Here is a 14576-nt window from a genome sequence, read left to right on the forward strand (position 1 = left end):
CGCCGCTTGAATAAGGCGTTCATTCCTTTTGGTGTTCGTGAAATATTTTGAGCATCTTCTGAGAGGATACAGGGAAAGCAAATTGTTTCATCTCTTCGAATGAAACAAGTTTCCATTCTTCACTTTCTTGAAAGACAGAATTTAACGTACCTGAATATACTTTAATATTCCAGACCAAGTGCGAAAAGGTGTGTTCAAGTTGCCCTATAATTCGCTCGAGTTTTATGTTTATCTCAAGTGAATGGTGAAATAGGTCCGCTACCTGCTCCCGTTCATTTTGTAAGGGGTGATGGATCTCAACATTAGGGAATTCCCATAAATTTGCGAGCAGTCCAGTTGCCGGCCTCTTGTGAATTAATACCTTCTCATTTCCATCCAAAAGGATAGCAGCAGCAAGTTGAACGTTTCGTATCTTGGTTTTTTTAGTTTTTATCGGAAGTTCATTTTGAACTCCCTCATCAAAAGCTTGGCAATGTTCTCGAACTGGACATAATAAACATGAAGGAGAAGTGGGTGTACAAATTAACGCTCCCAATTCCATTAATGCTTGGTTGAAAGAGGAAGGGTCTTCATGTGAAATTAACTGTCGCACTGCTTTTTCAAAAATCTTCCGCGAAGATGATTTGGCAATATCCTCCCAGATGGAAAGGACCCTTGAAATAACCCTCATCACGTTTCCATCCACAGCCGGCTCTGGAATTCCATAAGCAATACTTAAAATCGCACCAGCTGTATAAGGTCCCACCCCTTTTAGTTCAGCTATCTTTTCTGGGGTATTTGGCACTTCACCGCTATATTTCTCGCTTACTTCCTTAACAGCTGATTGCAAATTTCGAACCCTTGAATAATATCCCAGCCCTTCCCAGGCCTTAAGCACTTTATCCTCCTCTGCCTCGGCAAGGTCTCTAATGGTGGGAAACCATTCAATAAAGCGATTAAAATAGGGGATAACTGTATCAACTCTTGTTTGTTGGAGCATAATTTCTGAGACCCATATTTTGTATGGATCTTGGTCTTTTCGCCACGGCAAGTCCCGTTGTTCTCTTTTAAACCAGGATATTAAATCATTTTGAAAAGCAGCTATATTGATTTTTTCTATATTCTTTAGTTCAATTATCATAACTTTTGTTCCTCCAGATGTTGTTAACAAGAATGAAAAAAGGCAATATAATAAGTAATGTATTTGTTTTACGATAATTCAATTTGTTTAGTTTTACAAGAACTATATTGAAGGAGGATTTCCTTTTGGATACAGGAACTCATGTTGTCATGGGTATTGCTCTTGGTGGTCTTGCTACACTTGATCCCGCAGTAATAAGTAGCCACGCGACCACGACAAGTGTTTTAATTGCAACCATTGCTGGGTCGCAAATACCTGATATTGATACCGTTTTGAAGCTAAGAAATAATGCTATATACATTCGAAATCATCGCGGGATTACCCACTCTATTCCCGCTGTAATATTGTGGCCGCTCATACTGTTAGCCGTTATCTATCCGTTTTTTCCTGATGCCAATCTTTTTCATTTATGGGCTTGGACATTTGCAGCTGTTTTTATCCATGTATTTGTTGATATATTTAACGCTTACGGTACGCAGGCTCTAAGACCTTTTTCTACAAAATGGGTTGCTCTAGGGGTTATAAATACGTTTGACCCGATTATCTTTGGGATCCATATCATTGGAATCGTTATTTGGGTATTAGGAGCAAATCCAGGTTATACCTTTTTGATAATGTATGCAGTCATTATAGCTTACTATCTTGCTCGTTTTAGGGCGAAAAAAAGGGTATTGGTTGAGGTTAAAAGAATAATTCCCGATGCAACAGAAATAATTATTGCACCAACCATGAGGTTTCATCAATGGAGAATTGCTGCCATGAACAAGAAACAATTTTTTGTGGGAAAAGCAGTAAATACAAAAGTTGAAATCTTAGACCATTTTAATCGAATACCCGTTCCGAAAACACCCGTAATCGAGGCAGCAAAAAAGGATAAAAACCTTTCAGCATTTTTATCCTTTTCACCAGTCTATCGCTGGGAAGTCGATGAATTTATTGATTTTTACGAAGTTCGCTTTATTGATTTACGCTATCGGAGCAATGGACACTATCCGTTTGTGGCCGTTGTTCAATTAGATTGTAACTTAAATCCAATTAGCTCGTATACAGGGTGGGTGTTTAGTGAGAAGAAATTACGAAAGAAATTAAGTATCATTCCAAGTTAAAAAGCGGTGACTTTGTCACTCGCTTTTTTAGTTTAAGCTATTTTTATCCTGATTTAAATAATCCTTGTATTTTGAGTTTGTTGCTGCAAATTCATGCAGTTTATCACCGTAGTTTTCTATCCATTGCTTGACAATTCTTTCTGCTACTTCACTGCCCATATATTCCCTGCCTGCTTTTGCATAAGTGGTTTCAAAATCATCCCAAAGAAGTTCAACCCAGGTTCGTGCCTGATTATTGGAGAGTTGATCGTTTTTAGCTAAAAGCAGTTTTGTTAATCTTTCATGATAATCGTTCATTTATCCACCTCATTGCCAATTTCTTTTAACATAACCTATTTTAAAAAAGCAGATACTATCTTTACGTGGTAAGCATTGAGAATGCTTTGCTTTTCACGTGTTCTCATTCCCTTAATGGAGGTCCAGCATGAGAAATAAAGCAACGAATTTCCCAAATCAAAATAATAACAAGTTCGAGGGAGAGCCAAGAGCAAAAGCAGAATATGCTTCAAAAAGAGCAGATGGCACGATTAATACCCATCCACAAGAGCGGATGCGTGCTTCAGGTGAGCGCGATGATGAGTCGCCACAGGTTTATAAATAAACCTTCCGATTTGTAAAAACAAGACAAGCCAGAGGTCTTATTCTCTGGTTTGTCCAATTATTTTTTTGGCTGATTCAATAATGAGATTGGCAACGCTTCTTCTTTTCCCTCTCCTGCAAGTCGATAACCCCAAGCAAACACACCATTCATATAATCAATTTTAAAATATTGTCCTGGGTCCCCGTCTATTTCATAAATTTCTCCAGGTTTAAACGAATGAGGGTCAATCAGGTATGCTCTCGCCATTTGAACCTTTCGTTCGAGCACGGCAAACTCACTGACCATTCCCATTTGTTCTGCTTTTCTGGCTTGTTCTTGGAGCATGCCAATTTCTTGTCTTAATTCATGTTCTGACATGGTACTGTAGCGTTTCTCCTGTTGCATTTGAATTCACTCCCCTTATAACCTCATTTTAGTATATTATAATATAATAAATAAAGGATGAACTAATATACAAAGGAGATTTTAAAATGAAAACGATCATTATTACTGGGGCAGGCTCTGGTTTAGGAAAAGAATTAGCGCATCTCTTTTCGCAAAAAGGCTATCACCTTTTGTTAACAGGGCGGAACTTTGATAAATTAACAACTACAAAAGCAGAAATTGAAACAAATGGAGGAAGTGCTGATATCCTCTCTATAGATATTGGAAATGCGAAAGATGTTTCGAAAAAAGCTGAAGAAATTAGTCATACCTATAATATATACGGATTAGTTAATAATGCTGGAGTTGGGCATTTCGGTCCATTTGTGGAAATGAATGAACATCACATTACTGAAATGATCAACACAAATGTTTCAGGGACTATTTTAATGACCAAAGCAATTTTACCTCAACTGCTAAAGACTTCGGAAGGACGTATTTTGAATATTATTTCAACAGCAGGCTTGCGTGGAAAAGTGAATGAAGCGGTTTATGTGGCCAGTAAATTTGCAATTAGAGGCTTTACAGAGAGTCTGCAGAAAGAATACGAAGGGAGAGGGATTAAATTTAACGCGGTGTATATGGGCGGTATGGACACACCATTTTGGGATAATAGTGACCATGTCAAAGATACCTCCCGTTTCCGCTCACCAAGGGAAGTTGCCGAAATGATTATCGAACAAATGGATCAAGATTCCATTATTATCGAAAGTAAAAAATCATGATGCTTTTGTCATGATTTTTTACTTTCTGATAAGTATGTTTCGATGAGTTCGATCGGGAACCCTTTTCGATATAATGCTTGTTTCATCTTTTGTTCATATTCAAAGCCACTGTATTTACTAAATTTTCGATGGGCCTTCTCACCTTGGAATCTGATTGCCTCCATTTCCTCATCCATCTCGTTGTTCATCCCGACATCATTAACAGCAATATTAATGACTTCATATGGATAACCTTTTCTAAGGAGCAGATTCTCAAGTTTCTGTTTTTGAATTTTTAATGATTCCTTTGTATTCTTTTCGTAAAACTTTGAGCTTATTTTGGTGGCTTTTTCAATCTGTCGCTCGAGAGGATATTCCTTTAGTGCATGGTTGAGAATTCCCTCTACTATTCCCTTTTCCTTTAATTCTATTTTAATTACATTAGGACCTTTATCAGTGGTATTCGCTTGGGTTCGTACATAGGCCAACGCGAATTCCTCGTCATTTATGTATTTCTGTGCAGTTAATCTATGAAGAATTTCATTGATGACAGGTTCATCTATTTCCTTTAATACAAGATAATCTTTTATTTCTTTTTCCGATCTCATTCTTCTAGCTAAGTAATGGATGGCTTTATTGTATGCTTTGCGAATGTCGTCTTGATACTGAATTTCCACAAAGGAAAAATCATCAAGCTCCATTCCTTTCTTTAATTGAAATTTGATTAGAACATCACTGTCGACACTAAAGGCAAATTCCTCACCCTTACCCTTACCGAAATCCATAAAAATATTAAATCGATCCTGAGTTTTCTGTTGTGTGGTGATCTTTGTTATAATGGCCACGTTATTCACCTCATCAATACTTTACCATATTCCTCATTATCTATTGTAAGATTAAACGTAAAAGGGGGCGGAAAAAATGAAAATAACGATTGCAGGCGGAACAGGCTTTGTAGGGCAAGCACTTACCAAACACCTGTTGAAAAACAATCATGAGATAATTATTTTATCAAGAAAATCGATTGAGACAAATCGTACTGATGGAATTCGATACGTCGAGTGGCTAAGTGATAGTTCAAGCCCCATTCATGAACTCCAAGATACTGATATTTTTATCAACCTTGCAGGCGAATCGATTAATAGTGGACGTTGGACGGTAAAAAGAAAAGAAAAGATCCTAAACAGTCGCTTAGAGTCTGTTCATGCACTGCTAGCCATTATAAATAAATTAGACACCAAACCAAAGGCACTGATCAATGCAAGTGCAATTGGGATTTATGGAACATCCTTTGATAAAATTTTTACTGAAAAAGATAACCATGGCTTTGGGAATGATTTCTTGGCCGATACAGTTAAGCAATGGGAAATCGAAGCTGGAAAAGCCAGCCAATTAGGGATACGTACTGTCTTTTGCAGGTTCGGAATCATCCTTGATAAACACCAAGGGGCTCTTCAAAAAATGGCAATCCCTTATAAATCATTTATCGGTGGTCCCATTGGAAATGGACGTCAGTGGATGTCATGGATTCACATTGAGGATGTGGTCCTAGGGATATCCTTTATTATCGAAAATGAAAAAATGGATGGACCCATCAATTTCACTGCACCGCAACCGGTAACGATGACTGAGTTTGGAAAAACACTTGCCCGAGTATTAAACCGCCCCCACTGGCTCCCGGTCCCAAGTTTTGCACTTCGTCTGCTGCTTGGTGAAATGAGCACATTGGTGGTTGATGGACAAAGGGTATTCCCGAATAAGCTTTTAGAAAACGGCTATCAATTTAAGTATTCCGATTTACATTTGGCATTGAAAAATATATTTTCTTAAAAAATAGTATCATTCCTTTCTTAAAAGGTAAAAATGGAAATAAGTACATAACGTGCTTTTAATTTTTTACCACATAGCTTGATGACGATTAACTAAAAAAATGTTGAAAGGAATGAGCAAAATGGCGGAAAAAAAGAAAAAAGATAAGGACCGAGGCAAATACTCATTAACCAGTATGCAGGAAGTATCTTATCAAAGGGAATTTAAAATGGCGGACCGTGCAGGCGGATACCACGACAAAAAAACCAGACTCTAGTTAGACCACAGTTACGACCAAATGGCTCTGCTGAAGTATTTTCCATTCATGGTTACCTTTCTAATTGTAAATGATATTAAAGGGAGCAATTCGGCTCCTGAAAGTTAACATTGAAAGGGGTTTTTAGTAATGGGTCGTATGCATAATGGAACTGGTAATAGTAACAAAAGCTCACTTCCACAAACACCTAAGAACCTAAAAATAACTGATGGAAATGACGTTGAATATTCTGCAGAATTTGCAGACCATGCAGATCTTGAGGCACTCGCACGTGCCAATGCTGCTAATCAACGTGTAAACACGAAAAGAAATAAATGATTTAGGCCAAAAAGAAGAAGCAGGGCAGCCTGCTTCTTTTTTATATGATAAAGAGGGAAAAGCGAGCCACTGCTCGATCCTCAAATCGCGGCTTTTTTTGAGACTAGTGATTGGAAATCTTCTGTATAGGTGATTAATTCTCCCCATTCCATAAGATCCTTATCAGCAATCTTCCATGTATGTTTTTCGGTATCATGTCTGATGACTGCAAAATGAAAACGTTCAGTAGAATAGACATTAAAGCCCTTCTCTTTACATTGATCAATGAAAAAGTAATCCTCCGCTCGATTTACTTTTTCAAATTGAACTTGTTGGAACACGTCTTTTCTAAATATTAATGTCGCTCCAGCAACAGTGTCTGTGATTGAATTCTCACTACCTGATACATGGATCAGCGCTTTTTTATTTTTAAAATAAATATATAAAGAACTTTTTCCGATAATAGAAATATCTTTATTTTTAAAAGCATCCATCGAACTTTTAATGTAGTCAGGCCCGTAATAATCATCGTCATCAAATTTTGCAATAATATCATGACTTGCTTTCATAATCCCAAAATTTAAGCAGTCACCTAAGGTTGCTTTTTCGTGGAGCTGATAAATCTGGACATTACGATATTTCCTTGCCTTTTTGATCCATCTATCAATATTCATAGAATCCTTATTTAAGATAATAATCAGTTCTTTATCCTTCCAGGATTGCTGTTGATAATTTTTGAAAACATTTTTGATATTTTCTTCTCTTATTGTACATGTAATAATGGAAACCACACTTTCACTCCTTTACCTTGGAGAATTTTTTTAAGAGTTCTTGATCTTTTCTAAAAGGGAAGTTAATTTTGTAAACTTGTTTAGTCCTTTGATTGAATTAATATCTTCTTGAAGTTCTTTTCTGTCGTCAGAGCTAAAGCCAGCAGCTCCTAAGATATTTATGTGACGGATGTCGATTTGAAGTATAAGGAGGATTGTTTCAAGGATGCAAATGAATTTTTCTTGGAATTTTAGAAATCGCTCTGGATGGGATTGAATGAGTAACTTATATTCGCTTAATACCTTATTCATCGTTAATAAATCTGCTAGACCTGATATCTCTATTCCAAGAATTAGAACATCGATGTCATGATGCTTTTTCAAAAACAGTCCCAGATTGTTAATTGCCTCATTCCATTTACTTTCTCCAACAGGATGTTCTTGATGGTACGTGATCAAATCGTTTCTAACAATATATTTGGCGCCCATTTTATATAAACGATAACCTATTTCCCAATCTTCGTAACCGTACTTGACAAAGTCTTCATCGAACAATCCCGCCTCAATAATAAACTCTTTACGAATGGAAACATTCCCTGTTAGAAAAGCCATCCATGGAAACGCAAACCCTTCTAAATCAGCAGGAAAATTGCGGGTTATCTGTTGGAACCATGGGTATACTTCAACACCTAAATTCTTAAATACTTTCTTTTCAATATCTTTTTTTTCTAACAACTGATACGGTTCTTTACTTGGATATTTAAAGTCTTTAATCCTCGAATAAATCTCCTGGTTATTTTTAGATATAGTTGAGATTTTGTTTATCTTCTTTTGAGTAAATTCAGGAAAGATACATGAGTGTATAACTCTTGAATGCATTGCACCTGATATAATAAGCTTACTATTTGATTGGTGGAGCTTATGATGACTTTCAACAAAATCGGGTTCTGTTATCATTTCTGCATCTAGAAAAATAAGAATGCTGCCTCTTGCAGAACGAATGCCTAAATTTCGAACCTTAGCTCTTCCAAGATTCTTTTTATTACGTATATATTTAAAATGATACGGAGGCTTATAGCCCTTTACCTTTTCTTCCGTTTGGTCTGTTGAAGCATCATCTATAAAGATAACTTCCATTTTTGAAGGATTGAATGTTTGGTATTCCAGTGAATAGAGAGTAAATAGATTGAGTGGATATTTATTGAGGGAAGGAATAATAATACTGACTTCAATATCTTCGTTCTTACTTACTAGGGGGATTTCATTTTGTCGCTCCTTAGCAGAAGGACGCTTTTTTATTTTGCGGGTTTTGGTTTTTGCATTTGCCTTTTTTGTTTCTAGTTCATTTACAGGTGGAGTTGGCCAAACACCATATAGCTCTGCTTCACTTCCAGTGAGCTTTTTATTCAAATAATTATTAAGATTTTGTTCTGTCCGGCAGTGATTCCAAAGCCTAATCTCGTTGATATCTCCATTAAAGAAAAGACCAGGTTGCCCCCCAATCATCCCCGATGGGTATACAAATGATTTAGGGCTTCGTTCACCTTTTTTTACAAACTTCCCATTAATGAATAGGTGGGGCTCTCTATCATCATAGACAACAGCAACATGAATGAGCTGATTAATAATAGCTTCATAGACTAACACTGCATAGATATTTTTCTTAGTATGTTCATAGACCGTTATCCCATTTAATCCAACTGAAACACTAACTCCAGCATCATTATCGGACACTCCATGTCCAGGTCCTATGATATAATTTTTTCCATTTACATCTGCGGGCCTATCACGTGTTTGTTTATCGATACGATGAACGCTTTCAGGCATTACCCAAAACTCATAGGTGAATGTATTATTCAGATTCGTTAATAAACGTCCATTTAAGCTATTCCCTAACATGATGCACCTCTTCATTTTCTTTTTTAAAAAAAAATCCATTTGGTCAAGCTTTTACACAATATGAATACCATTTAATTTTGACTAAACTTATCCCCAGTTAAAAGATGTTTTGTTTAATATTTTTATAGATATTAGTAAATACCATACACATAAGTGAGTAGTAATTCTTCATAAAAAAAAAAGAGCACCTAAATGCTCTTTTGGGAATAACCGCTTGCTCGCTACATTCCTTTAACTTAAAGGGCAGCTAGGGTTACCTCATTAATTTTGTTCTCTGTTTCATACTCACCTATTATTTGAAAGTAACACCTTGCCTGCTGGTCATTAATTAAACGTTCAATTTCTTCCTTTGTTGCCCGGATAATGGCTGTCTCATCAATAGCTTGAGTAATCCATGTAATCAAAGGGTTTTTATAATTTTTTGAGAGACCTTGAATTAACCATAAGCATTCTACATCCCCTTTTTTCTCTCCATCACATAATGCAATTGTTTCTTTGAAAATCTTATTTGACGGCTGATTTTGACAGACATAGACCAAATCCTCGATAACAGCACTAGCAGTTGGATACATCCCAGCTCCAGGTCCTTGCAAAGTAATACTACCAACGATATCAGAATGAATATTTACCGCATTTTCTACCCCTTCAACGGAATAAAAAGGATGCGACTTTCCAACAAGAACCGGTCTAACCGTTGCATTAATTTGATCACCTATCTTATTAATACTTGCAATATGTTTAAACCTTAACCCTAGCTTTTCAGTTGATTCGATTAATTCACTTGTGATCGAAGTAATACCTTCCCGTTCAACATCCTGCCAATTTGGTTCTATACCAAAAGCTATTCTGCTGAGAATTATTGTTTTATAAAAAGCATCAAACCCCTCCACATCGTTGGTTGGGTCCGCTTCAGCATACCCCTTCCCTTGTGCTAAACTAAGCGCAGCAACAAAGGACTGTTTTTTCTCCCGCATTTCAGTAAGGATGAAATTTGATGTCCCGTTAAGAATGCCTTGTACGGTACGAACACGGTTAACATTTAATAACTGCCTAAGGGTTTGAATAACTGGAACTCCTCCCGCAACTGTTGCTTCGAAACCAACTGAAACTTTATGACTCTCTGCTAGCTTGAGCAGCTCATTACCGTGATGTGCAAACATCTCTTTATTTGCTGTGATAATGTGGCAACCACTTTGGATAGCTTGTTTTAAAAAAGTAAAGGGTTGTTCTTTGTCGACGATTGCTTCGACAACAACATCCAGTTGAGGTAGTTTAAGAATTTCGGCAAAATCTGTAGTTATTAAAACATCTTCACTTATGTCTCTTGTTTTTTGTTTATTTTTTATTAGCACTGCAGCTACTTCTACTTTTCTTCCTAAAACATTAGTTAGTTCATCAGCGTGGGATTGTATTGTTTTATATACCCCTTCACCCACTGTACCAAAGCCTAGAATTGCCACTTTAATGACAGACATGCTTTCCACCCCTTAAATAATATTAGACATGACTAATAGGTTGTTTCTTTTAATATCATATAAATAAGAAAAACCCTCTTCATAAGAAGAGGGTAGATTTCCTCCTCTTATCTGTCAGGTTAAAAATAACCTGCAGGAATTAGCACCTTTTCAAGAATTACCTTGATGGTTGCCGGGCTTCATCGGGCCTAGTCCCTCCGCCGCTCTGGATAAGAGTTTTATTTAGTTAGTTTTTCATTAAATTTCCAAGTTATAAAGAGAATTCTAGTTGATTCCAAGATAGTTGTCAATATTATTTGAAATTTCTTTTTATTAAAGTGGTAATAGGGAGACAAATTCCTTTTTCCCCAGTCGATCTATCATTTCGAGCCAATCCTTCGGCTTATTTGTAAGAATTGAATAGTATGTCGTCAGAAAATCCTTTACCAGGTTTGCTGGTAGTGAATTAAGTCCTTCATCTTGAATTGGCATGAAACATAAATCTAGACCTGCTACAGCTTCCCCATTGTTTTTCCAGGAAGGATGAACATATGAAAAATCAATGCGTTTATAACCCAAATGGGAGAGAACTTCACGTCGGACATATGGATCCATAACCTTTACTCCACCAAATTCGTGTTGTTCAACCCGGTACGGATCGTATATTTCTGCAAACATCCCGAATAGCTCGTTACCATTTTCTTTAGCTAATTGTTGTAAATCCGTTAAACGGTTATGCGCTAAAAAACGGCCAAGGCTTAAGCCTGGTTTACTGATGATTGTAAAATCTGTCATAGCAATATTCCAATCCGGATAATAACGATATTCAGTTGCTCCTGTGACTTCGTCTCCATCGACAGCAACAAACACGCGAATACTCGGATCTTCTAATGGCTCTTTCCATAGCTCATATTCTAATACTTCTTCTGGAGGAAAAATTTCTCCCATTAAGTTATGAAGCTTTTTAAAATTAGGGTCTGCTATACTGGTTATTCTAATATATTCCATTATGATTCATTCCTCTCACTTATCTAAAAGGGTTTTTCCATTCCATTAATGCAGCATAATTGCAGGATTCATCATCCTCGAGATAATTTTCAATAATCCCTATTGGCACACGACCACAATGCAGCAAGAAAGTGATAACAGGATCTTGAACTTCCCCTTTAATTGTTGCATCTAAATATTGTCCTGGTGTCATGATATCAGCTTTTTTATGATATCCTGGCATTCTGCCCCCGCCAAGTAATCGATATAACTCTTTTTCTATCACAACATGGTACATAGACTGCATCATCAATTTACCAAGCCCTAGTTTGCGGTACTTCGGACGAACACTAATATCAACAATATACAAGGTATTCCCATTTGGATTATTGTTCCGTATATATCCATGGTCAGTGATTTCTTCCCACGAATGGTTTTTATCGCTAGGATCAAAGTCGATAGTTAAGCCGGTAATTGACCCAGCTAATTCACCATCTACTTCAACACACAATGCACCTTCTGGAAACATGTACACATGGTTTGCTAATTGCTCTTTATTCCACCATAATTCTGAAGGAAAAGGAGGTGGGAAGCACTCGGATTGAATCTTGATAAGATCGTCAAAATCCACATTTGAATAATTTCGAATGATAACTGGCACAGGCCGCTCTTGGTCATAGACGTAAAATTCACTTCGATACATTCTATACCCACCCCTTCAGTTTATTTTTCCCAATCTGTGTAAAGATCCGTTCTTCGATCACGCCAGGTTGTAACGGAACCACGTTCTCTTACTTCATATAACAAGTTTATATCTAGGTCAGCCGTCACAATCATGTCATTATTGATTTCCCCTTCCACCAAGATTCCTTTTGGTGGAAATGGTATATCGTTAGGAGTAATGATTGCCGCCTGGCCAAAATTAGCGCGCATAAAATCAACAGTCGGCAGTGAACCGACAGTTCCCGTTAGGACCACATATACTTGGTTTTCAACTGCACGAGCATGGCTGGTATAACGAACACGATGAAAACCATGACGGTCATCTGTGCATGATGGACAGAAAATCACATCAGCACCTTTGGCCTTTGCCATACGTACAATTTCTGGAAATTCAATATCATAACAAGTAAGGAGGGCGATTTTCCCTTTTTCTGTTTCAAATATCTGAAATGAATCCCCAGGTGCCATATTCCATTCATTTACTTCAGTCGGTGTAATATGGAGTTTTGCCTGCTCACCAATTCTTCCATCTGGATAAAATAAATGTGCTGTATTATACAGCTTGCCATCCCTTTCAATCACATGTGTTCCCGCAATAATATGTAAGTTCTTTTTTTGTGCAAAATTTGAAAATAATTCTAGATATTGTTGGGTATAACTTGGCAGGTCATTAATTGTCAGGCTCTTGCCTTGACCATTACCTATTGAAAGTAATTGAGTTGTAAAGAACTCTGGAAATAAGACAAACTCTGCCCCAAATTCCTCAGCAGTTTTTATGTAGTGCTCACATTGTGAGGTAAATTCCTCGAAGGATTGAATGGTATGTAGTTGGTACTGAACGGCAGACACACGAATTTTCATCATTTTTTCCTCCTGTCTTTAGTTAAAATTCCCATGGGGAAATTATCTAATATTTTACTATTTAATACAAATTTTAAAAACTAAAAGCCCACCAAATGGCAGGCTTTTAAAAAATTATTTTTATTGCTCTAGTTTTCCCTCAGCAAGCTTGATTTGCTTTTCCACTTGCTCTGGAGCTGTTCCCCCAAAGCTATTTCGGACACCAACAACATGCTCAGGAGCTAATACAACATAAATATCTTCCTCAAATAATGGACTAAAGCCCTGATATTCTTCGAAGCTCAAATCTAGCAAAAATTTGTTAGACTGAATCGCATATAAAACAATTTTTCCGATAACTTCATGCGCATCACGGAAAGGCAGACCTTTTCTTACTAAGTAATCAGCAATATCTGTGGCATTAGAAAAGTCATTGTTAATGGCCTTACGCATCACGTCTTTATTTACTGTCATCGTTTCAATCATCGGTGCTAATAACATTAAGGAACCTTCAAGCGTTTCAACCGTATCAAACATACCTTCCTTATCTTCCTGTAAATCCTTGTTATACGCGAGTGGCAGACCTTTAAGAACGGTGAGCAGTCCGATTAAATTACCATATGTCCGTCCGGTTTTTCCACGTAGCAGCTCAGGTACGTCTGGATTTTTCTTTTGCGGCATAATACTTGAACCTGTGCAAAATGAATCATCCAACTCGACGAACTGAAACTCCTGGCTCGACCAAATGACAAGCTCTTCGGATAATCTGGAAATATGGGTCATGATTATTGAACCAATCGATAAAAACTCAAGGATAAAGTCGCGATCACTGACAGCATCCATACTATTAGGATAAACCGTTTCAAACCCCAACAGTTCCGCGACACGTTCACGATTGATCGGAAACGTCGTTCCTGCCAATGCCCCTGAACCAAGAGGCAACCAATTGATACGCTTTAAACTATCAATCAATCTCTCTTTATCACGTTCAAACATCCAAAAATATGCCATTAAATGATGGGCAAAGGATACAGGCTGGGCTCGCTGCAGGTGAGTATACCCAGGAATTAACGTTTGGACATTCTCTTTCGCCTGCTCAATTAATGCCTGTTGGACATCTTCTATTAATTTAATAAGCTCAGTTGTTTTCGTTCTTAAGTATAGATGCATGTCGGTGGCCACCTGATCATTACGGCTTCTCCCTGTATGGAGCTTTCCTCCCACCGGACCAATTTTTTCTATTAATAACTTTTCAATATTCATATGGATATCTTCATCTTCAACTAAAAACTCTACCGCGTTATCATCGACCATTTTCTTGATGGAGAGTAGTCCGTCCTTAATCTTTATAGCATCCTCCATTGGAATAATACCGCACTCACCCAGCATTTGCACATGGGCAAGACTTCCTGCGATATCCTCCTTAGCTAGCTTTTGATCAAATGTAATTGAGGCTGTAAATTCCTCAACTAGCTTATTCGTTTCTTTCGTAAAACGGCCGCCCCATAACTTAGACATTGATTGCTCCCCCTTAACCTAACAAGACAGCCCTCGAAAAAGGATTCG

At 37.3% G+C, this 14576-nt stretch carries 17 protein-coding genes and 1 riboswitch; of the genes, 6 read left to right on the top strand and 11 right to left on the bottom strand.

Translation table 11 applies throughout. The features are described from left to right. Positions 1-19 precede the first annotated feature (19 nt). Entirely contained in the window at positions 20-1120 is a 1101-nt protein-coding gene (gene mutY, locus AB7942_RS20485; RefSeq protein WP_369448313.1) for an A/G-specific adenine glycosylase, read from the bottom strand. A gap of 125 nt (positions 1121-1245) precedes the next feature. Here mutY and AB7942_RS20490 point away from each other — a divergent pair, with 125 nt between their 5' ends. After that, positions 1246-2226 (top strand): metal-dependent hydrolase, encoded by a 981-nt coding sequence (locus tag AB7942_RS20490; protein ID WP_369448314.1) that lies wholly within the window; start codon positions 1246-1248, stop codon positions 2224-2226. Positions 2227-2253: 27 nt separating this feature from the next. On the opposite strand, the gene AB7942_RS20495 is transcribed toward AB7942_RS20490, so the two are convergent. Further along, positions 2254-2523, bottom strand: a complete 270-nt coding sequence (locus AB7942_RS20495) for a YfhJ family protein (RefSeq protein ID WP_369448315.1) — start codon at positions 2521-2523, stop codon at positions 2254-2256. A 127-nt stretch (positions 2524-2650) separates the two neighbouring features. On the opposite strand from AB7942_RS20495, the gene AB7942_RS20500 reads away from it, so the two are divergent. Beyond that, positions 2651-2827: a small, acid-soluble spore protein K gene (locus AB7942_RS20500; protein WP_088085862.1), complete on the top strand. Its 177-nt coding sequence runs from the start codon at positions 2651-2653 to the stop codon at positions 2825-2827. A 57-nt stretch (positions 2828-2884) separates the two neighbouring features. Here AB7942_RS20500 and AB7942_RS20505 read toward each other — a convergent pair whose 3' ends face one another. Next, a complete protein-coding gene (locus AB7942_RS20505) occupies positions 2885-3211 on the bottom strand; it encodes a YfhH family protein (RefSeq protein WP_088085861.1) in 327 nt (108 codons plus the stop codon). Positions 3212-3297: 86 nt separating this feature from the next. Here AB7942_RS20505 and AB7942_RS20510 point away from each other — a divergent pair, with 86 nt between their 5' ends. Continuing rightward, positions 3298-3975, top strand: coding sequence for an SDR family NAD(P)-dependent oxidoreductase (locus AB7942_RS20510; protein WP_369448316.1), 678 nt, complete (start codon positions 3298-3300; stop codon positions 3973-3975). Positions 3976-3983: 8 nt separating this feature from the next. Here the strand turns inward: AB7942_RS20510 and recX are convergent, their stop codons facing one another. After that, on the bottom strand, positions 3984-4799 hold the full coding sequence (recX, locus tag AB7942_RS20515; RefSeq protein ID WP_369448317.1) for a recombination regulator RecX: 816 nt from the start codon (positions 4797-4799) through the stop codon (positions 3984-3986). 76 nt (positions 4800-4875) lie between these two features. Here recX and AB7942_RS20520 point away from each other — a divergent pair, with 76 nt between their 5' ends. The 3 genes from AB7942_RS20520 (at position 4876) to AB7942_RS20530 (ending at position 6358) form a co-directional block, all read left to right on the top strand. Continuing rightward, entirely contained in the window at positions 4876-5784 is a 909-nt protein-coding gene (locus AB7942_RS20520; RefSeq protein ID WP_369448318.1) for a TIGR01777 family oxidoreductase, read from the top strand. Positions 5785-5905: 121 nt separating this feature from the next. Beyond that, positions 5906-6040, top strand: a complete 135-nt coding sequence (locus AB7942_RS20525) for a YfhE family protein (protein ID WP_082797355.1) — start codon at positions 5906-5908, stop codon at positions 6038-6040. 129 nt (positions 6041-6169) lie between these two features. Continuing rightward, positions 6170-6358, top strand: a complete 189-nt coding sequence (locus AB7942_RS20530; protein ID WP_098929957.1) for a YfhD family protein — start codon at positions 6170-6172, stop codon at positions 6356-6358. A gap of 80 nt (positions 6359-6438) precedes the next feature. Here the strand turns inward: AB7942_RS20530 and AB7942_RS20535 are convergent, their stop codons facing one another. From AB7942_RS20535 to argH, 7 genes are all read right to left on the bottom strand, one after another. Beyond that, entirely contained in the window at positions 6439-7128 is a 690-nt protein-coding gene (locus tag AB7942_RS20535; protein ID WP_369448319.1) for a glycosyltransferase family 2 protein, read from the bottom strand. 30 nt (positions 7129-7158) lie between these two features. After that, the gene (locus AB7942_RS20540; protein ID WP_369448320.1) at positions 7159-9006 is read right to left on the bottom strand and encodes a glycosyltransferase; all 1848 of its coding nucleotides are present in this window, start codon (positions 9004-9006) and stop codon (positions 7159-7161) included. A gap of 236 nt (positions 9007-9242) precedes the next feature. After that, positions 9243-10481: a homoserine dehydrogenase gene (locus AB7942_RS20545; RefSeq protein WP_369448321.1), complete on the bottom strand. Its 1239-nt coding sequence runs from the start codon at positions 10479-10481 to the stop codon at positions 9243-9245. A 104-nt stretch (positions 10482-10585) separates the two neighbouring features. After that, positions 10586-10697, bottom strand: a riboswitch (SAM riboswitch). A gap of 96 nt (positions 10698-10793) precedes the next feature. Next, positions 10794-11468, bottom strand: coding sequence for a GNAT family N-acetyltransferase (locus AB7942_RS20550; protein ID WP_369448322.1), 675 nt, complete (start codon positions 11466-11468; stop codon positions 10794-10796). A gap of 19 nt (positions 11469-11487) precedes the next feature. Then, positions 11488-12150 carry a GNAT family N-acetyltransferase gene (locus tag AB7942_RS20555; RefSeq protein WP_369448323.1) on the bottom strand — a complete coding sequence of 221 codons (663 nt, stop codon included), beginning with the start codon at positions 12148-12150 and terminating at the stop codon, positions 11488-11490. Between the two features lie 20 nt (positions 12151-12170). Next, positions 12171-13031: a carbon-nitrogen hydrolase family protein gene (locus AB7942_RS20560; protein WP_088085852.1), complete on the bottom strand. Its 861-nt coding sequence runs from the start codon at positions 13029-13031 to the stop codon at positions 12171-12173. 120 nt (positions 13032-13151) lie between these two features. Beyond that, complete coding sequence (argH, locus tag AB7942_RS20565; protein WP_088085851.1) at positions 13152-14528, bottom strand: argininosuccinate lyase; 1377 nt, start codon at positions 14526-14528, stop codon at positions 13152-13154. Positions 14529-14576: the final 48 nt, after the last annotated feature.

It is taken from the genome of Neobacillus sp. BF23-41, from assembly GCF_041106275.1.

Bases quoted from the DNA above. Each gene is read 5' to 3' on its own strand.
- mutY (WP_369448313.1), bottom strand. From the start codon at position 1,120: ATGATAATTGAACTAAAGAATATAGAAAAAATCAATATAGCTGCTTTT.
- AB7942_RS20495 (WP_369448315.1), bottom strand. From the start codon at position 2,523: ATGAACGATTATCATGAAAGATTAACAAAACTGCTTTTAGCTAAAAAC.
- AB7942_RS20500 (WP_088085862.1), top strand. From the start codon at position 2,651: ATGAGAAATAAAGCAACGAATTTCCCAAATCAAAATAATAACAAGTTC.
- AB7942_RS20505 (WP_088085861.1), bottom strand. From the start codon at position 3,211: ATGCAACAGGAGAAACGCTACAGTACCATGTCAGAACATGAATTAAGA.
- AB7942_RS20510 (WP_369448316.1), top strand. From the start codon at position 3,298: ATGAAAACGATCATTATTACTGGGGCAGGCTCTGGTTTAGGAAAAGAA.
- AB7942_RS20520 (WP_369448318.1), top strand. From the start codon at position 4,876: ATGAAAATAACGATTGCAGGCGGAACAGGCTTTGTAGGGCAAGCACTT.
- AB7942_RS20525 (WP_082797355.1), top strand. From the start codon at position 5,906: ATGGCGGAAAAAAAGAAAAAAGATAAGGACCGAGGCAAATACTCATTA.
- AB7942_RS20530 (WP_098929957.1), top strand. From the start codon at position 6,170: ATGGGTCGTATGCATAATGGAACTGGTAATAGTAACAAAAGCTCACTT.
- AB7942_RS20540 (WP_369448320.1), bottom strand. From the start codon at position 9,006: ATGTTAGGGAATAGCTTAAATGGACGTTTATTAACGAATCTGAATAAT.
- AB7942_RS20545 (WP_369448321.1), bottom strand. From the start codon at position 10,481: ATGTCTGTCATTAAAGTGGCAATTCTAGGCTTTGGTACAGTGGGTGAA.
- AB7942_RS20550 (WP_369448322.1), bottom strand. From the start codon at position 11,468: ATGGAATATATTAGAATAACCAGTATAGCAGACCCTAATTTTAAAAAG.
- AB7942_RS20555 (WP_369448323.1), bottom strand. From the start codon at position 12,150: ATGTATCGAAGTGAATTTTACGTCTATGACCAAGAGCGGCCTGTGCCA.
- AB7942_RS20560 (WP_088085852.1), bottom strand. From the start codon at position 13,031: ATGAAAATTCGTGTGTCTGCCGTTCAGTACCAACTACATACCATTCAA.
- argH (WP_088085851.1), bottom strand. From the start codon at position 14,528: ATGTCTAAGTTATGGGGCGGCCGTTTTACGAAAGAAACGAATAAGCTA.